The sequence below is a fragment of the Faecalibacterium sp. OF04-11AC genome (genome assembly GCF_003460645.1).
Taxonomy (GTDB): domain Bacteria; phylum Bacillota; class Clostridia; order Oscillospirales; family Ruminococcaceae; genus Faecalibacterium; species Faecalibacterium prausnitzii_I.
In genome coordinates this window covers 69439-90391 of sequence record NZ_QTVP01000008.1, presented here as the reverse complement: position 1 = coordinate 90391, position 20953 = coordinate 69439, and the positions used below count along the sequence as shown (strand labels likewise).

Below are 20953 nucleotides of genomic sequence, written 5' to 3'. Positions count from 1 at the left end.
TCCCCTCTCATTGTCCCATGGCACCAGCCCCGTACGATCGGGGCGGGCGGCTTCGTTTCACCGCTTTACCATGCTAAATTGTTAAACTGTGACTATAGAATAACGCGTTTGCCTCCGTTTTGCAAGAGGCAAACGCGTTTTTTCGCAGTTTGACGGTTTGAGAGGGACATTCTGCCCTTATGGCGGTGAATCTGCACAAGTACCGCGGGGTTACTCTGCCAGCGCCGCCTCAATGTTGGCCAGCACTTTCTGGCTCAGCAGCACAAAGGCCTGCTTGGTGCGGCCTGCCGAGACATTGGCGCAGTGGACATTGGGCCGCTCAAAGAAGCCTTCGGCCACCGGGCCGGCTGCGGCGCGGGTGTCACAGAAATAATAAGTGCCGGGCTGGTCCAGCCATGCTTCCAGAGCCTCAGAATCAAAGCCGGGGCCGATGGAAGTGTTGAACAGCACCTTTCCCGCACCCAGCCGGGCAAACTCTTCCCTGCCCAGCAACAGGACATTTTTATTCAGGCAGGTAAACACCACCTCGCTCTCGGCCAGCAGCCGAGCCAGCGGCTTGTACTGCATCCCCTGCTGCTCGGCCTCCGGTTTGCGGGTGCGGCTGTAGTAGGAGATCTCGGCCCCCAGATAGGCCAGTGCATCGGCGATCATTTTACCGGAAACGCCCAGACCCACGATGCCCACTTTCAGGCCGGTGATCTCCACCGGTTCGTCCCGCAGCATGGGCATTCCAAAGCCATGGAGCAGCCCAGTCAGCTCGTGGAGCACATACTCCACCACGCCCTTATCGCCGTAATCCCGGATCCCCAGCACTTTGATGCCGTGCTGGCGGGCATATGCGATGTCCACATTGGCGCTCTCCTCCGAGTAGAGGCTGCAGCACATGCCAATGTACTTGAGGTTGGGGCAGCGCTCAATGACATTTTTGCCCATGCGGGAGGTATAGCTCAACAGGGCGGCATCCGCGTCCCCGATGCGGCGGACGATCTCTTCGTCATCCGCCGGAATATCCCGGTAAAGGACGACTTCCTTAGCATAATCATGCAGTTTTTCTTCAGCGGACGGGATAAGGCTGACGGGCTCAATGGCAACCAGTTTTTCAAACATGGCAAAGTTCCTCCTTTTTAATAGAAGCAGACAGGCGAAGCCAGATTGCGCAGCAGGGAGACAACGCTCCAGCCTGCAATGGCACTGGTGCTGGAGCAGATGTCCACCACTGCCTTGACACCCTCGATCTCGGCCGTGATGCGGTGGTCATCGCCCACCCAGCCCGGCACCGAGTGCATGGTCACGCCGGTGATCTCCGGGCCCGTGGTGGCCAGCGAGGTAGCGACCGCCACATTGACCCGGCGCGGGAATGTGGCAATGGCCTGCTTGGCGTTGCCGGTAAACACCGTTGTCTTCTCGGTATCTGTCAGCAGGTGGTCGGCCCACACCGGCGTGTTGCGGAAGCCCTTGGCCCCCGTGTGCGTCTCGATGCCTGCCGTCTCACTCAGCTGCCGGGCCCGCGCCATCAGGGTAACGGTCTGCAGCACATCAAAGCCGCCGATGGCGCCGCTGGCCAGATGCACCTTTGCCCCGCCCTCCCGGGCGGCCTGCTGCACCTGTGCGTAGAAATCCAGATCCGCAAAGGCTCCAATGGAAATGATCACAAGGTTGACTCCCCGGCGCAGCACCGGGGTGGCCATGGCACGGACCGCCTCCACCGAAGCCGTCTCTACAATGTACTCCGGCTCCAATGCCAGCAGCTCTTCCACATCCGCACAGGCCTTGCAGCCTACGTTGGAAGCAGTTTTCTCGCTGGAAGCAGGGGTACGGCTGGTGACACCCACCAGCTCATAATCCTCCAACAGACCGTTTTTCCAGGCGTCTGCCACGATATTGCCCAGGAAACCGCAGCCCACGATGCCAAATTTCGTTTTCATGTTCGTTTCTCCTTTTCCGTTCCGGCCCAATGGCCGTATCATATTTAGTATACCATTTCTTTGGCTGGCATTCTATCCAAAGTGCACGCCGCAACTTCGAGCATTCTGCCAAAGTTTTCTCCAAAACATCGCAAAAAGCCGCCCTTTGCAGAGCGGCTTCAAAAATCATCCTTTATTTTGCTTCTTCCAGCGCTTTGGCGGCGGCTTTTTGCAGCTCGGTCACATCAATGGTGCACAGAGCAGCCAGGTCCGCATCCGAGCCATCCGTCGGGAGCTTTGCGATCTCTGCAGCGGTCTTTCCCTTAAGGTAAGAGCAGAAGCCCTCGCTGTGCTCGTACCACTCCTTACCCAGAGAGGAAGCACCCCGCATCCCGTAGCTGTCGCCCTGCTCCAGCTTGGTTTTCACGGCGTCCGGAGCCATGACATTGCCGTCCGACATCACGGTCAGGGCGGGCTCCGCCATATCCCCGATGGCACTGGTCACCCGGCCATCGGAATCGGTGGTCAGGGCCACGATCGTCACATCCACCTGCGCGTTGACATCTTTGTCATCGGTGGCCGTCACGTCCGAAGAAGCGTTGGCTGCCTCAATCCCCAGCGAGACCCGGTCGCCTTTGGCGGCACCCAGCGCCTCGGCGTTGGCGCAGGCTTTCGCAACGGCGTCCCGGTAACCGTCAATGGCAATGGTGCAGCTGGAAAGCAGGTCGGCATCCTTGGGCTTCCCGTCTTCCTCCGTCTCCAGCTTGGCAACTTTTTCGGCTGTCATCCCTTTGAGGTAGTCGGCAAAGGCATCCGCCTGCTCCGTCCACCCTTTTTTGATGCCGGAGGCGCCGCCAACGGGTAATCGTCCCCTTTCTGGCGCTTGGTGCGGTAATCCGTAGGCATGGAGAGCACCCCGCTGCCATCGGCAGAGAGGGTGCTCTCCAGCTCATCAAAGGTCACGTCGATGATCTTCCCCTCACCGTCCAGCAGGACAGCCGCCGCCACAAGGTTGATCTTGCCTGTGCGGTGGTCGTCCGTTGTCTCGGTCAGGACTCCCAGGCCGGTTTTCCAGGCCCCATTTTGAGCCGTGCTGGCGGTGCTGCTGCTCATGCCGGACGAGCTCATACTGCCGGAGCCGGAATTCGATTTGCCGCAGGCCGTCAGCAGCAGCGCCGCTGCCACCACTCCGCTCCAAAGCGCCGTGTGTTTCAGTTTCATTTGTTACGCTCCCCTTTCCATCCGCCCTGATCAGGCGGAGGCTTTTGGGGAAAGTTTACCCGGAGGCTCCCAAGAATATTCATGGTTCAGAATCCAACCGAATCACATCAGGGGGCTGAGCAGGCGGAGCACACTGTCCAGCAGGGTGCCCAGCAGGTTGGTTCGGCAGTCCGAGAGCTGCACTTCCCGGCATTTGCGCAGGGTGTTGAGGGCATCGTCCCGCAGGGCCAGGATCTGGCTGTTGCGGTAAAGCAGGGTGCCGCACTCAAAGTGGAGGAACAAACTGCGGTAATCCATATTGATGCTGCCCACCACGGCCACATGGTCGTCACTGACATAGCACTTGGCGTGGAGGAAACCGGGCGTGTACTCGTATATTTTCACCCCGGCCCGGAGGAGAGGCACATAGTAGGAGCGAGTCAGCCGGAAGACCAGCTTTTTGTCCGGGATGCCGGGCAGGATGAGCCGGACGTCCACGCCCCGCTTGGCCGCGCCTTTCATGGCCCCCAGCAGCTCCTGCCCCACGGAGAAGTAGGGCGTATAGAGATAGACATAGCGCTTGGCCTGGGCCAGAATGTTCAGATAAACCGTCTCAGCCATGTTTTCCTCGTCCAGCGGGCTGTCCGCGTAGGGCTGCACCAGCCCGTCCGAAGTCTCGGGCAGTTGCTCCGGCGTTGGGGCAAAGGGGGTATAATCCGTCTCACTGGGGCGGAACGCGTTCCAGACGTTGAGGAATGTGACCGTAAAATTCCAGGCGGCGGCTCCTTCCAGCCGGATGGCGGCATCTTTCCAGTAGCCAAAGCGTTTTTCCGCGTTGATATATTCATCCGCCAGGTTGACGCCGCCCGTGTAGGCCACACTGCCATCCACCACCACGATCTTGCGGTGATCCCGGTGGTTCATCACCACGGAGACCAGCGGCACCACCGGGTTGAACGGGATGCAGCGGATGTGATGCCGCTCCATCCGGACCACGAAATCCTTGGGCAGGCCCAGAAGACTGCCAAAATCATCGTAGATCAGGCGGACATCCACCCCCTGCGCGGCCTTGCGCATCAAAATCTCTTCCACGCCACTCCACATTTTGCCGGAGCGGACAATGAAGTATTCCAGAAAGATGAATCTCTTGGCTTTTTCCAGATCGGCCAGCAGCTTCGGGTACATGGCCTCTCCGCAGGAAAAATACCGCGCCTGTGTCCTATCCCATACCGGGAACGGACCGTACCGGGCCACATAGCGGCTCAGGCCGGAAAAATGATCCCCCGCCAGCTGCCGCGCCGGCCCGGGCTGCTGGGCCAGATCTCCCGTGTGGGCTTTCTCCACGCTCTGCATCCGGCGGCGCATCCCTTTGGAGGGTGCTTTGTTGCCAAATACCAGATACAGGCTCCGCCCAGCAGCGGCAGCAGACCGATCAGAACGATCCAGATGATCTTATAAGAGCTGTCCTCATCCTTGCGGACCAGATACAGCACGATGAGCAGACTGAGCAGCCGGAGTGCCGCATTGACCCATATCCGGCCTGTGGTCAGGTAGCTGAACGCCCAGAGCAGCCAGCCCGCCTGCAACAGAACAAGGGCCACCGTAATGGTAGCCCTGTTGAGAAGTCTGCTGAAAAATTTTACGATCGGCAGTCGAAAGAACATCCGCGCCACCTCTCTCCCCGGTCAGTTTCTTTGGAATGAAGATAGTATAGCGCGTTTTTCCCGTTTTATCAAGCTCAGGCTTCGCCGTCCTCATAGCCCACCAGCAGGCCGCCCAGCTCTGCATAGTAGCTGCACAGGCCGCCGCAGGGCGTCACCGTTACCTTAGCCCCGTCAAAGACCGCCTGCACCATGTGCTTGAGGCGCTCGGCCGCCGCAGGGTTGTCGCAGTGAGAGATCTGCAGTTTGCCGCCGTTGTAGCCGTGGTCCTTGAGCTCCAGCACGATGCGCTCCAGAGCACCGTGTTCCCCGCGGGTCTTGCAGAGAACATCCAGCTCGCCGATCTCGCTCGCCTGCCCGATGACCCGGATGCCCAGCATCCGCGCCACAGCGGCCACGGCGGGCTTCACCCGGCCATTGCGGGCCAGATTGGCCAGCGATTCCAACGAAAAGAGCAGATGGGTGTGCTTGTGGTAGCGCAGCATCTCCTCACAGACGGCGTCAAACTCGTGCCCGGCGGCAAGCTCGCTCTGCAGGTGCTCCGCCAGCAGGTACTGCTCCGGGCCGGTGGAAAGGCTGTCCAGCACGAACACCCGCTTGCCGGGGTTCTCCTGCTGGTACTCCTCCGCCGCCAGCTGGGCGGCATTGTAGCTGCCCGAGAGAGTGCCCGTGATGGTGATGGCATAGACCTCATCGGCCCCCTCATAGGCGGCCAGCCAATCGCTGACATTGGGGCAGGAAGTAGACGTTTTCCCCTTATAGGTGCGCAGGGTCCGGGCCATGCCCACAGTATCCAGCGTGCCATCGTCCAGATATTCGGCATCGTCCGTGATGATCTTGAGCGGGACGCAGGCAAAGTCCACACCTTTCAATGCGTACAGGCTGGAAGCCGAGTCCACAACGATCTTGGTTTTCATAGCAATTCTCCCTATCTTACAAGCGGACGTCTGCCGCTTTTTTCTCTGGTTGTAAAAACACTATATCAGTTTTTCAAAAACCTGTCAACAGATTTCAAAAATTATTTAAAAAGTTTTTGTTTTCCCGTTGACCCTCATTTTAAAATGCGCTATACTGGCAGCATGAAACAGGAATTGAACCGCCGCGTTGCGGCCTGTGCCGCAGGCTTTGCCCTGCCCCGGTACAGTGACCTGCCCCAGGTGGGGCTGTATCTGGACCAGACCGTCCAGTTCATCAACGGCTATTTCCGGGATTTCCCCGGGGTGGAGCTCACCCCCTCCATGGTGAGCAACTATGTGAAGAAAGGCATCATCAGTCACCCCGTCAAAAAGAAGTATACCCGGGAGCAGCTTGCTTCTCTCATGTATATTGCGGTTTCCAAGACCGTGCTCTCGATGGAAAACATCGACGCGCTGTTCCAGATGCAGCGCGCGCACTGCACCGCCGAGGAAGCCTACAACTACTTCTGCGACGAGATGGAAAACTGCCTGCCTTTGTTTTCGGGCGCGCAATACCATCCGGGACCTCGCTGTGGATGCCGCCACCGAGAAACGGCTCCTCCGCAGCACCATTCTGGCCGCTGCCAACAAAATGTATCTGGACTGTTTCTTCGCGGCCCAGCGGCAGGAAGAAGCTCTCTGGCCGGATATTCTGGCAGACCTGACCTAAAGGAGTTTTGCTCATGCGTGAATTGCAGATTGGGCGGGTATACCGCCACTTCAAAGGGGACTATTATCTGGTGGAGGGGGTCGCCAACGATTCCGAGACTGGGGCCCGTTTGTCATTTATCGCAAGCTTTACGGCGACGGCGGGCTCTGGCTCCGCTCGCTGGAGATGTTTCTGAGCAAGGTGGATCAAGAAAAGTACCCGGATTGCCCGCAGGAGTACCGTTTTGAGTTGCAGGAGATTCCCAGCAAAGCGGGACACTAAAAAATCAAACGCACTCGTGTGATGGAGTGATTCTCCCACACGAGTGCGTTTTCCGTTTTTTCTATTTTCTTACAGGTCGCAGGAAATCCTCTCAGACGGCCACGCGGCCCTCAGCCCTGCCCGAAGAAATGAAATGTTCGTAATATTTCACGTTGTCGTCACCGAACATAGCAACCAAATCAGGGTTATTCGCTTTATAGGCATTCAGATTGAACTCTGCGCTTCCCTGCCGGCCCTCTTTCATGCCCTGCGTTACAAAATGCTCAAACAGCGCTTTCTGGTTTGCGCCAAACTGCGTCGCCAAATCCGGGTTACAATTGAGGTAGTCCTGATAGTTGTACACTGCCTGATACTGGGCAAGCTGCTGGACGAAAGGCGGGTTTTGCAGAGACATATCGCGATACTTGGAATCAACATTCGTCAAGGTCTCTGTTGTTCCATCTATATAAGTAAGTACCACTTTATCTACTTGTAAATAATCAACTACTCTGCTATACCAAGCAATATCCGGAAATTCTGCAACATCATAATCAAACATTGCATTAACGATTTCATCTTCGCTCAGATAAACACATTCATTCGAGCTATTTCCGCTCGGACAAACGAAAAAGTTATCATACTCATCTTGAAAAACCCAACAAACATCATCACCAATAGCAATTTTATAAGGAGCTCTTTTATAATGACGAAACGGGCTATCCTCTGATGCATCATATTGAGTCTCTAGCGGATACTCCGAACTTCTTTGCAACGAAAATGTCGTGAGCGGCCCTATCTCCGTCAATTTTTTAGTCGCGCCCAATACATCATCTGAAATCCTATCTCCAACACGATTGTAAGCCGTAATGTACCAGTCCGCGTACTTGATGGTTTTCGCAGAATTCACGCGAAAACATATTTTAGGGGCGTACACACGATTGCTGTTCCAAGTTGCATATAGAGACATCAGTTCGATACTTGGTTTTCCCGCCGCAAATGCAGAAAAGCACAAGCACGTTGCCAGAAGAGCAAATGTACAGAGAATCGCCGCAAATTTCTTTTTCATGCAAAACACCTCCAAATAATAAAATTGCCAAGCTATCCCAAGCTCATTATACTTTATCCCGATGTGTTTTGCAAGCAAAAAGGCACCCGCCGTCGTGAAACGGTGGGTGCCTTTGCTAATTTTTAGATTGCTCGCCCTCTCAGGCGCTGACGCGCCAGCTCTCCCAGAGGGAGAGCCAAGGGGCTTGCCGGGACGTTCTTGCCTCTCCCTTTGGGAGAGGTGTCTGCGAAGCAGACGGAGAGGGCGAGGACGCTATCAGGTGTCCTGCAGCTCGCCACGGGAAGCGGCTTTCAGGTAAGCGAAGATGAATCCGTCGAGGTCGCCGTCCATCACGGCATCGACGTTGCCGGTCTCGTAGTTGGTGCGGTGATCCTTGACCATGGTATAGGGCATGAAGACATAGCTGCGGATCTGGTGGCCCCAGGCAATCTCATTCTGGACGCCCTTGATGTCCTCGATCTTGTCCATGTGCTGCTGCTTTGCGATCTGATACAGCTTCGCTTTCAGCATTTCCATGGCGTAGTCACGGTTCTGGAACTGGCTGCGCTGGGTCTGGCAGCTGACCACGATGCCGGTGGGCTTGTGGATCAGACGGACTGCGGAAGAAGTCTTGTTGATGTGCTGGCCGCCGGCACCAGAGGAGCGGTAGACCTGCATCTCAATGTCCTCGGGGCGGATGTCCACCTGGATGGTGTTGTCCAGCTCAGGCATCACTTCCAGCGAGGCGAAGCTGGTCTGGCGGCGGGCGTTGGCGTCAAACGGAGAGACGCGCACCAGACGGTGGACGCCGTTCTCGCTCTTGAGCAGGCCGTAGGCGTTTGCGCCCTTGACCATCATGGAAGCGCTCTTCATGCCGGCCTCGTCGCCGTCCTGATAGTCCAGCACTTCCACGCTCATGCCATGGGCAGCGGCCCACTTGTTGTACATACGGTAGAGCATCTCGGCCCAGTCCTGTGCCTCGGTGCCGCCGGTACCGGCGTGGAACGTCAGGATGGCGTTGCTGTGGTCATACTCGCCGTTCAGCATGGTCATCAGCTGCAGCTCGTCCACAGCCTTGCCCACGGCATTGACAGCTTCCTCCGCCTCGGGCACCATCTCGGGGTCGTACTCCTCGTCCAGCATCACCAGCATGGTCTCGGCGTCGTCGTACAGGCCCTGCAGTTTTTCAAAGCGGTTCAGCTTGCCTTTCAGGTCGCCGACTTCGTCAAACACCTTTTTGCTCAGCTCGGCGTCATCGTAAAAGCCGGGGCGGGACATGGTATGCTCCAGCTCCTGCACACGCTTGCGGGAAGCATCAATGGCCAGAGCCTCTTCCAGATCCTTGACAGCGGTACCGTAATCGGCCAGCTGCACTTTCAGTTCGTCAGTGGTAATCATGGTCTAGTCCTCTCCTATATATTGAAACCGGTAAAAGATACAGTTTATACACAGATACTTCATTAGTATACCGAGAATCCATGGTAAAGTAAAGGGGAAAATTTACTATCATGCTGGAAATTTGAAGATTTTCACCTTTTCTTTTCCCTTTTGGGGGAGTATAATAACAGCAACTACCTTATTTTATGGGAGGAACTTATGCCGAAATATTATGGCTGCCCGTGTGAGGGCTGCGGCCAACCGCTCACCCTCCGGGACGACATCGTTGTCTGCCCCGACTGCGGCGCGCCTTATCACCGCACCTGTTATGAGAAACTGGGCCGCTGCATCCACAGCCCGGCCCACGCAGCAGGGTACGAATGGAAATTCCCGTACCAGGAAAATGAGCTGCGCACCTGCCCCAGCTGTGGCGAGCGCACCCTGCGCAGCGAAGAACACTGCCGCTGCTGCGGGGCCAAGCTGCCCCCGGAGGGTGCGGAGCAGCCCAACGACCGCGCTGAAGAAGAGCAGGATTTTGATTATGCCAGCTTCTACCGCCAGTTTGAGGAGGGCAATGTGCCCGACCCGCTCAAGGAGGCTTATCAGGCCGCCTTTGGCAAGGAAGAGCAGATGGACGGCATCTCCTGCAAGGACTGGAATGCCTACATCGGCCGCTCGGCTCCGTCTTACATGACGACCTACAGCCGGATGGAGCTGACCCACAGCAAGATCGCCATGAGCTTTTCCGCTCTGCTGTTCGGCCCGTTCTATTTCTTCTACCGCAAGGCATGGAAGCCCGCCTTTGGTTTCCTGTTTGCCGAGCTGCTGCTCTCAGCCCCTTACTTTATTGATATGCTGCAGATCACCGGCAGCAGCCTCTCTCCCGGCCTGAGCAATTCGGCTTTGCTGATGCTCTCGCGGGTGTGCTCGTTCCTGGGCTTTCTGCTGATGGTGCTGCGGGGCATGTACGGCAAATGGCTCTACCGCAAGAGCGCGGCCGCCCGCATCCGCCGCATCCAGAACGAGTTTCCGGATGCCGAGCAGCGTCGGGCCGTTCTTAGCGCACAGGGCGGCACCAGCCTGGCCGCCGTGTTTGGCAGCCTGGCTCTGCTCTTCGTTCTGGGCAGCGCTTTCACCCTGTTGCTTGGACCCAATATGCAGGCCCTGCTTGACATCGTTTCCGGCTGAGATCTCAGCTGCGCATTATAGAGAATTGTGAAGGAGTCCAAATCATGAAAAAAGTCACGAAAGCCGTCATCCCGGCTGCGGGTCTGGGCACACGCGTGCTCCCCGCCACCAAGGCAATGCCCAAGGGGATGCTCCCCATCGTGGACAAGCCTGCCATCCAGTATCTGGTGGAGGAAGCCGTGCGTTCTGGCATCACCGATATTCTGATCATCCTGGGCCGCAACCAGAGCATCATTGAAGACCACTTTGACCGCAGCCCTGAGCTGGAGGAAAAGCTGGCCGCTCCTGGCAAGGAGAAGATGCTGGAAGAGTGCCTTGGCATTGCCAACATGGCCAACATCTACTTTGTCCGCCAGAAGCAGACTCTCGGCCTCGGCCACGCTGTCAGCGTCGCCAAAGCCTTTACGGGCGATGATCCGTTCGTGGTCATCTACGGCGACGACGTCATCTGGGGCGAAGACCCGGTCTGCGCCCAGCTCATCCGTGCTTACGAAGAGTTTGGCCGCCCCTGTGCCGGTGTCAGCGCGGTGCCCTGGGCCGATGTGAGCCGCTACTGCAGCCTGAAGACCACCCCCATCCACGACAACTACTTCTTTGTGGATGACATGATCGAGAAGCCCAAAAAGGGCCAGGAGTTCAGCAACTACTCCATCCTGGGCCGCGTGCTGCTCACCCCGGAGATTTATGACATTCTCGCCAATACCAAGCCCGGTGCCGGCGGCGAGATCCAGCTGACCGACGCCATGGCCGAGTACGCCCGCAACCACGGCGGCATGACGGCAGTGGAGTTCACCGGTAAGCACTACGACATGGGCAACAAGCTCAAGGTCGTGGAGGCTCAGGTAGAGCTGGCCCTGCAGCACCCGGAGATCGGCGAGGCATTCCGCGCTTACCTGAAAGAGTTCTGCAAGACGCTGTAAAATTTCTGATATCGAAAAAATCCTCCGACACAGGTCGGAGGATTTTTTCTTATGCTTCTTCTTATGCTTCTTCTTATGCTTCTGTTATGCCTGGCTCGGGTGGGGCTGCGGGGGCATTTTGGTAAAGAGGACCTTGAGCACCAGCGGCGTCAGAACCGAGGAGACCACGATGAGCAGGATGACGGCAGTGAAATAGACCGGGTCCACCACGCCGACCTCCAGGCCTTTCTGGGCCACGATCAGGGCCACCTCGCCGCGGGTCATCATGCCGACACCCACCTTGAGGGAATCGCCCCAGCTGAAACGGCAGAGCTTTGCGGCCAGACCGCAGCCGATGATCTTGGTGATGAGGGCGATGACCACAAAACAGACGCTGAACAGCAGGATTTCTGCCGTCAGGCGCTGATATCGGTCTTCAGGCCGATACTGGCGAAGAAGACTGGCGCAAACAGCGTGTAGTTGCTGATATCCACCCGGCGCTCCACATAGGAGGCATCCTGAATGGAGCAGAGCACGATGCCTGCAATGTACGCGCCCGTGATATCCGCGATGCCGAAATACTGCTCCGCAATATAGGCCATCGCAAAGCAGAACGCCATGCTGACGATGGTGATACGCTGGGTGTGGGGGTTGCGGTTGTCCAACCACTTCATGGCACGGTGACACACCAAACCAATGATGATGGCTGCTACAAAGAAAAGCACCGTGTTCAGCAGCACCTTGCCAAGGCCTGTGCCCGTGCCGGAGCTGGCCCCCAGCACACAGGTCAGCACCACGATGCCGATGACATCATCAATGACAGCGGCACTGACGATGGTGGTCCCGAGAAAGCTCTTCAAATGGCCCAGCTCCTGCAGGGTAGCCACTGTGATGGACACGCTGGTGGCTGTCATGATGGTACCGATAAAGAGTGCCTTATAGAACTCCGGGCTGCCCACGGCAGAAAAACCGTAGAACAGGCTGTACAGCAGCGTACCGCCGCCCAGCGGGACCGCCACGCCCACACAGGCGATGAGGGTCGCAATGGGGCCGGCCCGCAGCAGCTCTTTCAAATTGGTGCCAAGGCCCGTGGTAAACATCAGCAGCACCACGCCGATCTCCGCAAAGATCTCAATGGTATCGCTGGTGTGCACCAGGTTGAGCAGACAGGGCCCGATGAGCAGGCCCGCGATGATCTCGCCTACCACCTGCGGCGCTTTGCATTTGCGGGCCACCAACCCGAAAAACTTGGCGCTGATCATGATGATGGCGAGGTTCCGGAAGACAGAATACATGGATTTAACCTTCTTTCACACACTTTTACTCTGGCAGGGCAGCCCGGCCGCGCGCCGGTGGAGCACCACTCCTCCCTGCCCTGCTGATTCCTTATTATAACGTTTTTGTTTGTTAAAATCAAAACAAATTTCAAAAAATCCGGCAAAAAGGCAGCTAAAAATTGCATCGTGCAGGTTTCCCTATTTTTATGCAAAATTATGATGCAAAACGCTTGACAATTCCGTCCGCACTTGCTATAATAAATTGCTGTCTGAACAGACACGCCGCACGGAGCGCGATGCCGCGCTCCGTGTACCCTTGGCCTCAGGACCCTGAGGCCCTCAAGTCCAAAAGGAGGTGCTACAAAATGGCAAAGTACGAAACCATGCTGATTACCAGCGCCGCTCTCGACGAGGAGGCAACTTCCGCTCTGGTCGGTAAGTTCAAGTCCCTGATCGAGGCTAACGGTACGATCGATTCCATCGACGAGTGGGGCAAGCGCCGTCTGGCCTACCCCATCAACGACGAGGAGGAAGGCGTCTACACCGTGATCAACTTCACCAGCGAGCCCAGCTTCCCCGCTGAGCTGGACCGTGTGTACAAGATCACTGAAGGCGTTATGCGCAGCCTGATCGTTGCCCACGAGGAGTAATCTTTTCGTGACCAAAAAGGAGTCCGTATTATGTTGAATGTTGTTGCCATCATGGGCCGCCTTGTGGCCGACCCTGAGCTCCGCACCACCCAGAGTGGTATCAATGTGGTCAGCTTCCGCATTGCATGTGACCGCAACTTCGCCCGCCAGGGTGAACAGCGTCAGGCCGATTTTATCGACATCGTCGCATGGCGTCAGCAGGCCGAGTTTGTCTCCAAGTATTTCCAGAAAGGCAGTCTGATTGCCATTGAAGGCTCTCTGCAGACCCGCCAGTATCAGGATAAGAACGGAAACAACCGTACCGCTGTGGAGGTCGTTGCCAACAACATCAGCTTTGCAGGCCCCAAGAGCAACAATCAAGGCGGCGGCAGCTATCAGAACGCTGCTCCGTCCTACCAGAACCAGGCCCCTGCCCGTCCGGCTGCTGTGGAGGCTGCTCCCAGCTACTCGTCCGGCAGTGCAGATGATTTCGCTGTGATTGATGACAGCGATGACCTGCCGTTCTAACACACAAAACGGTCTACCGTAAAAAATCCAACAGGAGGTAATAAGCAATGGCTTTTGAAAGAACCGAAGGCTCTCGCCCCGCACGCCCCATCCGCCGCGGCCGCAAGAAGGTTTGCAGCTTCTGTGTCGATCGCATCGACACCATCGATTACAAGGACGTGCCCCGTCTGCGTAAGTACGTTTCTGAGCGTGCAAAGATCATTCCCCGCCGTGTTACCGGCACTTGCGCTTATCATCAGCGCGCACTGACCGTGGCTATCAAGCGTGCTCGTCACGTTGCTCTGATGCCCTACGTCAGCGACTAATCTTTGATTTAAAAAATCAACCAACCCTTTCAAAATAATCAGCAATCAGCAAAGCCCGTTTTCCTGCCGACACAGGAAAACGGGCTTTTTCGTTTGCCATTTTTATGGTATACTGAGCTCAGAAGCTTATTTTGCGGTATTTTGCAAAGGAGGAATTTTTATGAAGCTTTCTTCTCATTTCCGCCGCGCGGCGGTGTTGGGCTCTCCCTGCTGCTGGCCGCCCAGCTGGGCGTGGGAGCCTGTGCGGCCTCTGCTTTTGATGCGGCCTACTACGCGGAAGCCAACCCGGACGTTGCGGCCGCCTGCGGCACCGACGAGGCCTCCCTGCTCCGGCATTACCTTTCCAGCGGCCAGGCGGAGGGCCGCAAACCCTCGGCCCGGGGGAAGGCCGGTGATAGCCTGAAACTGACGAATGAGCAGATCGCGCTGGTATGGTCCCCTGTCCCCCTCAAGGATCTAGCCAATTACAAGAGCCTGAAAAAGAAGATGACCGATGAGCAGTACCAGGCCGCCTATCAGGAAGCCGTTAATCTGGTGCTGCCCGTAGCTCTCAGTAGCCGCGAAGAGCAGCTGACCTACATTGCCGCGGCCCTGCGGGAACGGTTTGACAGCGGCATGAGCTACTCCATGGACGACGCCGACCACTACAATGATCCCTATGGCTATTTTGTGCTGGGCTCTGCCTCCTGTGCCGGCTGCACCCGTGCCACCGGGCTCTGCCTGAATGTGCTGGGCATCCCCTACGAGCATGTCAACGAGAACCAGTACAGCCACCAGTGGTGCCGTGTGCCTGTGGGGGACACTTACTGGATCTGCGACGCCTACGGCCTCTACTGCGGTCCGGAGCCTGCACCCTACCAGCATCCGTATTTCCAGTAATCGCCTGATTCTGACACTACAAAAGCCGCCCGGTTTTTACGCCGGGCGGCTTTGCTCTTTTGGTGCTCTCTCTTTCTCAGACGTTTGCCGTCTCGTGGCTCAGCCGGGGCGCGCCGCCTGCCAGCTCCTCCGCGGTCAGGGGCTTGACGGGCTCCTGTACCGGATTGTTGAGCCGCTCCTTCGCCACGGCCAGCATCAGCTTGATGCGGTTTTCCTGGTTGACCTTGGTGGCGCTGGGGTCGTAATCAATGGGGGTGATGTTGGAAGCAGGATACAGGGCGCGGATCTTGTTGACCATGCCCTTGCCCACAATGTGGTTGGGCAGGCAGCCGAACGGCTGGGCACAGACGATGTTGCCGTAACCGCCCTGCACCAGCTCGATCATTTCCGCCGTCAGCAGCCAGCCCTCGCCCATCTTGGCACCGAGGGAGATAACGCCCTTGGGCTTCTCCACCAGCTCCTTAAAGGGGCCGGGAGCGTAGAAACCGGCGTCTGCCGTGGCTTTGAGCATGGAGCGCTCAATGCTGTCCAGATAATTGAGGAACTGGTCAATGACCACTTTGGTGCCCAGTTTGCCGCCGTACAGAACATGATCTTCGCCCATGTTAAAGGCACAATACTGCACAAAGCCCATCAGACCCGGGAAGTTGACTTCGCAGTCCTGGCTCTCCAGGAACTTCTGCAGGTCATTGTTGCCCAGCGGGCTGTACTTGACGTAAATTTCACCGACCACGCCCACCTTGACCTTGGGCACCCGGGTAACCGGGATGGCCGCAAACTCGCGGGCGATGAGGGGGAACGTGTGCTTCATCTCCTTGGCGGTAAAGCCCTTGCCGGCCAGCAGGACACGGCCCAGACGCTCCACCCACTTGTCCACCAGCTTGTCCGCACTCCCCTTTTCGTTCTCATAGGGGGCGGTCTGGTTGCGCAGGGCGCAGAGCATATCGCCATAGAAGATGCAGGCCAGCGCGCGGCGGGCCAGCGGCAGAGTCATCTGGAAGCCGCTGTCTTTCTCCAGGCCGGAGAAGTTCAGGCTGGCCACCGGGATCTCCGGGTAGCCTGCCTTGACCAGCGCCTTGCGCAGCAGGTGGATGTAATTGGAAGCACGGCAGCCACCGCCCGTCTGGGTGATGAGCAGGGCCGTATGTTCGAGATCATATTTGCCGCTGTTCAGGGCATCCAGGAACTGGCCGATGACCAGCAGCGCCGGGTAACAGGTATCGTTGTGGACGTACTTCAGGCCCAGCTGTGCCACGGCGCTGCCGCAGTTGCCCAGGATCTCGCACTTGTAGCCATCGTATTCCAGTGCATATTTCAGCAGCCGGAACTGGGTGACGGCCATGTTGGGGATGAGGATGGTATGGGTCTTCTTCATCTCCGGGGTAAATTTTGGATATTGATGTTCCATAGGTTATCTCCTGTCCTCATCGCGCTCATCCAGAGCAGCAAACAGGCTGCGCAGGCGGATGTTGACCGCGCCAAGGTTGGTGATCTCATCGATCTTGAGCTGGGTATAGAGCTTGCCGCCCTCCTGCAGGATCTCGCGGGTCTCGTCGGTGGTAATGGCGTCCACGCCGCAGCCGAACGAAACCAGCTGCACCAGATCCATGTCTTTCTGGGTGGTGCAGTACTTGGCCGCTGCATACAGGCGGCTGTGGTAGGTCCACTGGTTCAGGACGCTGGTGGGGAATTTCTCCACCCGGTTGGAAATGCTGTCCTCGGTGACCACTGCCGCGCCGTGGCGGGTGATGAGGTGGTCGATACCGTGGTTGACCTCCGGGTCCACATGATACGGACGGCCCGCCAGCACGATGATCCGTTTGCCCTGACGGCGGGCTTCGTCAATGATCTCGCTGCCCTTGACCCGAATTTTTGCCATGTGGGCCTCGTACTCGGCGTAGGCTGCATCGGCTGCCTCCTGCACCTCTTTCTCCGAGATGCCGCCGAAGTACTTGGGCAGAACATTTTTCGCCATCTTGTGGACGAAATCTTTCGGGCGATGGATGCCGACGTAATCGTAAATGAACTTCTTGCCCTCCAGCTCCGGGCAGTTGCCTGCCAGAACCTCGGGGTAGTAAGCCACCACGGGGCAGTTATAATGGTTATCCCCCAGCCCCTCATCGACATTGTAGGTCAGGCAGGGGTAGAAGATGGCATCCAGCTGCATCTGGCTCAGGGCCTTGATGTGGCCGTGGCTGAGCTTGGCCGGGAAGCAGGCCGTATCGCTGGGGATGGTCGCCTGACCAGCCAGATAGAGGCCGCGGCTGGACACCGGCTGGTGTGGACGGCAAAGCCAAGCTTGGTCCAGAACGCGTACCAGAACGGCAGCAGCTCATAGAAGCCCAGGCAGAGCGGGATGCCGATGGAGCCGCGCTTGCCGGGTACCGGCTTGTAGCTGGCCAGAAGCTGCTGTTTGTAGGCGTAGAGGTTGAGGCTGTTGTCCTCGCTCTTGCCCGTCACCGGCTTATCGCAGCGGTTGCCCGAGATGAATTTACGGCCATCGGCAAAGGTATTGACGGTGAGCTGGCAGTGGTTGCCGCAGCCGCCGCACTTGACGCTGACCACTTTCTGGTCAAAGTTCTTGAGCTCGGCCTGGCTCATCATATCGGAGACCGTTTTGCCGTTCTTTTTGCTCTGGCGCAGACCGAACAGTGCCGCACCGTAAGCGCCCATCAGGCCCGCGATGTCGGGGCGGATGACCTCGACGCCCATTTCTTTTTCAAAGGCACGGAGGACGGCTTCGTTATAGAACGTACCGCCCTGCACCACGATCTTCCGGCCCAGCTCCTCGGGGCTGGAAGCGCGGATGACCTTGTACAGCGCGTTTTTGACCACGCTGATGGACAGACCGGCCGAAATGTTCTGGATGGAAGCGCCATCTTTCTGGGCCTGCTTGACCGAGCTGTTCATAAACACGGTGCAGCGGCTGCCCAGATCCACGGGGCGGTCTGCAAACAGGCCGAGAGCGGCAAACTCCTTGACGTCATACCCCAGCGCCTGGGCAAAGGTCTGCAAAAAGCTGCCGCAGCCGGAAGAGCAGGCTTCGTTCAGGAAGATGTTGCTGATGGCACCATCCTCGATTTTGAAGCACTTCATATCCTGGCCGCCGATGTCGATGATAAAATCGACATCCGGCATAAAGTATTTGGCGGCCGTAAAGTGGGCCACCGTTTCCACCAGACCGTAATCACAGCGGAACGCGTTTTTCACCAGTTCCTCGCCATAGCCGGTTGTGGTCACACTGGCCACCTGCAGGCCCGGGTGCTCCTTGTAAATTTTGAGCAGCTGCTCCCGGATCAGAGGCAGCGGGTTGCCGAGGTTGGGCTGGTAGTTGGTATACAGGATCTGGCTCTTCTCGTCCACGACCACCAGTTTGACGGTGGTGGAGCCGGAGTCGATGCCGATATGCACCGGGCCGCACTGGGCGCTGAACGGCACCCTGGGCACGCTATGGGACATGTGCCGGGCATGGAACGCCTCGTACTCTTCCTTGTTGGCAAAGAGGGGCGGCTCGCTGGCATAGGTGGCCGTGGCGGCGTACTCATCCAGCGCCTTGGCCACCTCCGAGAGGTTGAACGCCTTATCCGCGTAAAGGGCGGCACCCAGCGCCACATACAGCAGGCTGTTCTCAGGGCAGGTGCCCGTTACGCCCAGCGCTTCATCAAAGCTCTTGCGCAGCACGGTGCTGAACGTCAGCGGCCCGCCCAGATACAGGATATTGCCCTGGATGGGGCGGCCCTGTGCCAGGCCGGCAATGGTCTGGTTGACCACTGCCTTATAGATGCTGGCCGCGATATCTTCCGTCCGGGCACCCTGGTTGATGAGGGGCTGGACGTCGCTCTTGGCAAACACGCCGCAGCGGGAAGCGATGGTATAAGTACGCTGTGCCTGCTCGGCTGCTTTGTTCATCTCGTCGGCGCTCATTTTCAGCAAAGTTGCCATCTGATCGATGAACGCACCCGTGCCGCCGGCACAGCTGCCGTTCATCCGCACCTCGGTGCCGTTGGTCAGGAACAGGATCTTTGCATCCTCGCCGCCCAGCTCGATCACGCAGTCCGTCCGGGGGACAAACCGCTTGACAGCCACACGGGTGGAGAAGACCTCCTGCACAAAGGGCACCTTGCAGCTGTCGGCCAGGCCCATGCCTGCCGAACCGGAGATGCTGAGCAGGGCGGTCTGCCCGTGCAGCTGCTCGGCATCCATGCGGCGCAGCAGTTCCTGCGCCTTTTCCAGAATATGACTATAGTGTCGCTCGTATGTCGAATACACCAGCGCATCGTTTTCATCCAGCACCACGCACTTGATGGTGGTGCTGCCGATGTCAAGACCTACTCTCACAGTTGTTTTTCCTCCTTGAAGGATCGTGCTCCCCTGCCCTGCCCCGATGCGTGCAGGGGCAAAAAACAGGGAGGAGCCGAAGAAACACTCTCCGGCCCGCATACGGGGGTATTATAAACCAAATAGGCGGGACATTCAATCCGCAGGGTTTATTTTACACGTTAAAAATAGTAATTTCGATGCAAAAAGTTAAACATTTTGTGAATTTGCCAAAAGCGGCAACCCATTTTTCGGCATTTTGGCAAAGGATTTTTACCATCCGCTTCTTGCATCGTTCCAAGCGAAACTTTCCTGCCCACATTGATTATACTTTAACATAAAGCGGGTTCTTTTTGAAATTTTTGCTGGCTAAGATTTGGTGAAGAAAGATGAAAGATCTTGATGGGACGATCCTCCGGGTGGTGTTCTCGGCAGTCTGGCAATGGCAGCCCTCTTCGGCGCGGGTGCGGCCAAGCGCATGGAAACGAATCGACTTTTTATTTTACAGTTTTCCCCGTTTTTCCGCAACGCTCAAAAAGGGCAGGCGCGCGGCCTGCCCTTTTGTGGTTCTGAGTTTTTATACGCGATGCTTTGACCGCAGCAGCAAGGTCTTCCAGCTGGGCATCTCATTGCGCAGGGTGTCCCAGGCAGGCATCGCCGTCCGGGTAGTGGCACGGATGGCCTCAAACGCCTCATCGTGGTAGTGCATCTCTTCCACGGCATGCATGGCGTGGTCGCTGGCACACAGGCGGCCCAGCGGCGTTTTCGTCATCATCAGCATCATTCTGTCCATCTTTTTGCGGCCGGGGGTGCAGGCCTCGTAGTAGCTGGTGTTCTCCGCGTCGTTTACCGGGACGCCTGCCGCCTTGAGCATCCTGCAGCCTCCCACGCCGCGTCGAGCATGAGCTTGCGCTGCTCGGCGGTGGCCTTGGTCAGGTCGCCATTGCAGGCGTAGCAGACATAGCACACCGGCAGGATCAGGGCCAGGTGGCACTTGAGCCACTCGTCCATATCGCTGTAGAACGTCAGCTTGTACTTGACGCCCGCAAACGCCGCCTGCAGCCGCTGGCGGAATGTACCGGACAGCGGCGCTGTCGCGCCGCCTACCGTCATGCCAATGCCCGCGTGGATACTGATGACCTGGCCGTTCTCCCGACGTCCGCCGTTGTTCTGGAAGCCGAATGCGATCTTATCCGCCGGGCGCTGCATGGCCTGCAGGACAGAGCGAGCATGGGGCTGGTTGCCCACAAACACAAAAAACTCGCTCTTGTTCTGCTTGAGGACGGGCAGGATCTCCGGCAGCTGGCCTGCCTGCACCGTAACAAACACGATGTCATAGCTTTCCTCCGGGGCCAGCGTTTCAATGGTCGGCACACGGTCCACAGTCGTTTTGAGCTGGGCCCAGTGGCGGATGGTGAGGCCTTTCTGGTCGATCCGCTCTTTCCACTCGCCCCGCGCCAGCAGAGTCACCGTGTTTTTCTCGTTTTGTGCCAGCCGGTGGGCCAGCTCACAGCCCTGCACGCCTGCACCGTACACTAAGATCCTCATGGAAACGCACCTCCTGCAATGAAAGATGGTTATTTATGGAACAACGAGCTCAAAAAACCTTTTTTCTCATAGGGATGGCTCTGGGCACCTTTGACGGTATAGCCTGTCTCGGCAATGGCCGCCTTGAGGGCGTCAATGTCCAGCTCCTGCTCCGAGAGGATGACCGTCTCGCCCTTGGTGTGGGAAGAGGTCACCTTTTTGACATCCGCCGTCTTGCGGACCGTCTCATTGACGTGGCTCTCGCACATGCCGCACATCATGCCATCTACTTTTAAAATCGTCTCGATCATCTGAGGAAACCTCCAAGAATTTTTGCCTCTGCCGCAGCTT

At 57.5% G+C, this 20953-nt stretch carries 22 protein-coding genes and 3 pseudogenes; 10 read left to right on the top strand and 15 right to left on the bottom strand.

Annotated elements, in window-relative coordinates; all coding sequences use genetic code 11:
- Positions 1–210: 210 nt before the first annotated feature.
- The 7 genes from DXA70_RS06055 to DXA70_RS06035 form a co-directional block, all read right to left on the bottom strand.
- On the bottom strand, positions 211–1107 hold the full coding sequence (locus DXA70_RS06055) for an NAD(P)-dependent oxidoreductase (RefSeq protein WP_128117896.1): 897 nt from the start codon (positions 1105–1107) through the stop codon (positions 211–213).
- A 17-nt stretch (positions 1108–1124) separates the two neighbouring features.
- A complete protein-coding gene (locus tag DXA70_RS06050) occupies positions 1125–1925 on the bottom strand; it encodes an aspartate dehydrogenase domain-containing protein (protein WP_128117895.1) in 801 nt (266 codons plus the stop codon).
- A gap of 172 nt (positions 1926–2097) precedes the next feature.
- Positions 2098–2691: a hypothetical protein gene (locus DXA70_RS14255; protein ID WP_243001157.1), complete on the bottom strand. Its 594-nt coding sequence runs from the start codon at positions 2689–2691 to the stop codon at positions 2098–2100.
- A complete protein-coding gene (locus tag DXA70_RS14250) occupies positions 2688–3125 on the bottom strand; it encodes a hypothetical protein (protein ID WP_243001156.1) in 438 nt (145 codons plus the stop codon). Before DXA70_RS14250 ends, DXA70_RS14255 begins: the two co-directional genes overlap by 4 nt.
- 102 nt (positions 3126–3227) lie before the next feature.
- Positions 3228–4457, bottom strand: coding sequence for a cardiolipin synthase (cls, locus tag DXA70_RS06040; protein WP_243001153.1), 1230 nt, complete (start codon positions 4455–4457; stop codon positions 3228–3230).
- On the bottom strand, positions 4367–4768 hold the full coding sequence (locus DXA70_RS14245) for a PLDc N-terminal domain-containing protein (RefSeq protein ID WP_243001152.1): 402 nt from the start codon (positions 4766–4768) through the stop codon (positions 4367–4369). Before DXA70_RS14245 ends, cls begins: the two co-directional genes overlap by 91 nt.
- A 74-nt stretch (positions 4769–4842) precedes the next feature.
- Positions 4843–5682, bottom strand: a complete 840-nt coding sequence (locus DXA70_RS06035) for a DegV family protein (RefSeq protein ID WP_128117894.1) — start codon at positions 5680–5682, stop codon at positions 4843–4845.
- Positions 5683–5826: 144 nt separating this feature from the next.
- Between DXA70_RS06035 and DXA70_RS14240 the strand changes: the two are divergent.
- The 3 genes and pseudogenes from DXA70_RS14240 to DXA70_RS15350 form a co-directional block, all read left to right on the top strand.
- A pseudogene (locus DXA70_RS14240) lies at positions 5827–6129 on the top strand (DUF1836 domain-containing protein); the annotation flags it as partial.
- A 124-nt stretch (positions 6130–6253) separates the two neighbouring features.
- Positions 6254–6391, top strand: coding sequence for a hypothetical protein (locus DXA70_RS14235; protein WP_243001165.1), 138 nt, complete (start codon positions 6254–6256; stop codon positions 6389–6391).
- 21 nt (positions 6392–6412) lie between these two features.
- Positions 6413–6652 (top strand): DUF1653 domain-containing protein, encoded by a 240-nt coding sequence (locus DXA70_RS15350; protein ID WP_347553504.1) that lies wholly within the window; start codon positions 6413–6415, stop codon positions 6650–6652.
- Between the two features lie 91 nt (positions 6653–6743).
- Here the strand turns inward: DXA70_RS15350 and DXA70_RS06020 are convergent, their stop codons facing one another.
- Positions 6744–7697, bottom strand: coding sequence for a hypothetical protein (locus DXA70_RS06020; protein ID WP_128117893.1), 954 nt, complete (start codon positions 7695–7697; stop codon positions 6744–6746).
- A 255-nt stretch (positions 7698–7952) separates the two neighbouring features.
- Entirely contained in the window at positions 7953–9074 is a 1122-nt protein-coding gene (prfB, locus tag DXA70_RS06015) for a peptide chain release factor 2 (RefSeq protein ID WP_128117892.1), read from the bottom strand.
- A 198-nt stretch (positions 9075–9272) separates the two neighbouring features.
- Here prfB and DXA70_RS06010 point away from each other — a divergent pair, with 198 nt between their 5' ends.
- Both DXA70_RS06010 and DXA70_RS06005 read left to right on the top strand, forming a co-directional pair.
- On the top strand, positions 9273–10241 hold the full coding sequence (locus DXA70_RS06010) for an RING finger protein (protein ID WP_128117891.1): 969 nt from the start codon (positions 9273–9275) through the stop codon (positions 10239–10241).
- A 44-nt stretch (positions 10242–10285) separates the two neighbouring features.
- Positions 10286–11161, top strand: a complete 876-nt coding sequence (locus DXA70_RS06005; protein WP_128117890.1) for a UTP--glucose-1-phosphate uridylyltransferase — start codon at positions 10286–10288, stop codon at positions 11159–11161.
- 84 nt (positions 11162–11245) lie between these two features.
- Here DXA70_RS06005 and DXA70_RS06000 read toward each other — a convergent pair.
- Positions 11246–12435, bottom strand: a pseudogene (locus tag DXA70_RS06000) (cation:proton antiporter).
- Positions 12436–12782: 347 nt separating this feature from the next.
- Here DXA70_RS06000 and rpsF point away from each other — a divergent pair.
- The 4 genes from rpsF to DXA70_RS05980 all read left to right on the top strand — a co-directional run bounded on the left by rpsF (position 12783) and on the right by DXA70_RS05980 (position 14758).
- The gene (gene rpsF / locus DXA70_RS05995; protein WP_112114795.1) at positions 12783–13067 is read left to right on the top strand and encodes a 30S ribosomal protein S6; all 285 of its coding nucleotides are present in this window, start codon (positions 12783–12785) and stop codon (positions 13065–13067) included.
- 30 nt (positions 13068–13097) lie between these two features.
- Positions 13098–13574, top strand: coding sequence for a single-stranded DNA-binding protein (locus DXA70_RS05990; RefSeq protein WP_022256535.1), 477 nt, complete (start codon positions 13098–13100; stop codon positions 13572–13574).
- 47 nt (positions 13575–13621) lie between these two features.
- A complete protein-coding gene (gene rpsR, locus DXA70_RS05985; protein WP_022256536.1) occupies positions 13622–13879 on the top strand; it encodes a 30S ribosomal protein S18 in 258 nt (85 codons plus the stop codon).
- Positions 13880–14020: 141 nt separating this feature from the next.
- Positions 14021–14758, top strand: coding sequence for a hypothetical protein (locus DXA70_RS05980; protein WP_128117889.1), 738 nt, complete (start codon positions 14021–14023; stop codon positions 14756–14758).
- A gap of 76 nt (positions 14759–14834) precedes the next feature.
- On the opposite strand, the gene DXA70_RS05975 is transcribed toward DXA70_RS05980, so the two are convergent.
- Together DXA70_RS05975 and DXA70_RS05970 are read right to left on the bottom strand one after the other, a co-directional pair.
- Positions 14835–16166 carry a 2-hydroxyacyl-CoA dehydratase gene (locus tag DXA70_RS05975; protein WP_128117888.1) on the bottom strand — a complete coding sequence of 444 codons (1332 nt, stop codon included), beginning with the start codon at positions 16164–16166 and terminating at the stop codon, positions 14835–14837.
- 3 nt (positions 16167–16169) lie between these two features.
- Positions 16170–19096: pseudogene (locus tag DXA70_RS05970) on the bottom strand (acyl-CoA dehydratase activase).
- 421 nt (positions 19097–19517) lie between these two features.
- Here DXA70_RS05970 and DXA70_RS13595 point away from each other — a divergent pair.
- A complete protein-coding gene (locus tag DXA70_RS13595) occupies positions 19518–19670 on the top strand; it encodes a hypothetical protein (RefSeq protein WP_158565138.1) in 153 nt (50 codons plus the stop codon).
- On the opposite strand, the gene DXA70_RS14220 is transcribed toward DXA70_RS13595, so the two are convergent.
- The 3 genes from DXA70_RS14220 to DXA70_RS05960 are packed head-to-tail and all read right to left on the bottom strand — an operon-like array spanning position 19653 to position 20913.
- Positions 19653–19949 carry a hypothetical protein gene (locus DXA70_RS14220; RefSeq protein ID WP_243001148.1) on the bottom strand — a complete coding sequence of 99 codons (297 nt, stop codon included), beginning with the start codon at positions 19947–19949 and terminating at the stop codon, positions 19653–19655. The genes DXA70_RS13595 and DXA70_RS14220 overlap by 18 nt on opposite strands.
- Positions 19922–20623: a 2-dehydropantoate 2-reductase N-terminal domain-containing protein gene (locus DXA70_RS05965; protein WP_243001146.1), complete on the bottom strand. Its 702-nt coding sequence runs from the start codon at positions 20621–20623 to the stop codon at positions 19922–19924. The genes DXA70_RS14220 and DXA70_RS05965 overlap by 28 nt, the downstream gene beginning before the upstream one ends.
- Before the next feature lie 29 nt (positions 20624–20652).
- The gene (locus tag DXA70_RS05960; protein WP_112114790.1) at positions 20653–20913 is read right to left on the bottom strand and encodes a cation transporter; all 261 of its coding nucleotides are present in this window, start codon (positions 20911–20913) and stop codon (positions 20653–20655) included.
- Positions 20914–20953: the final 40 nt, after the last annotated feature.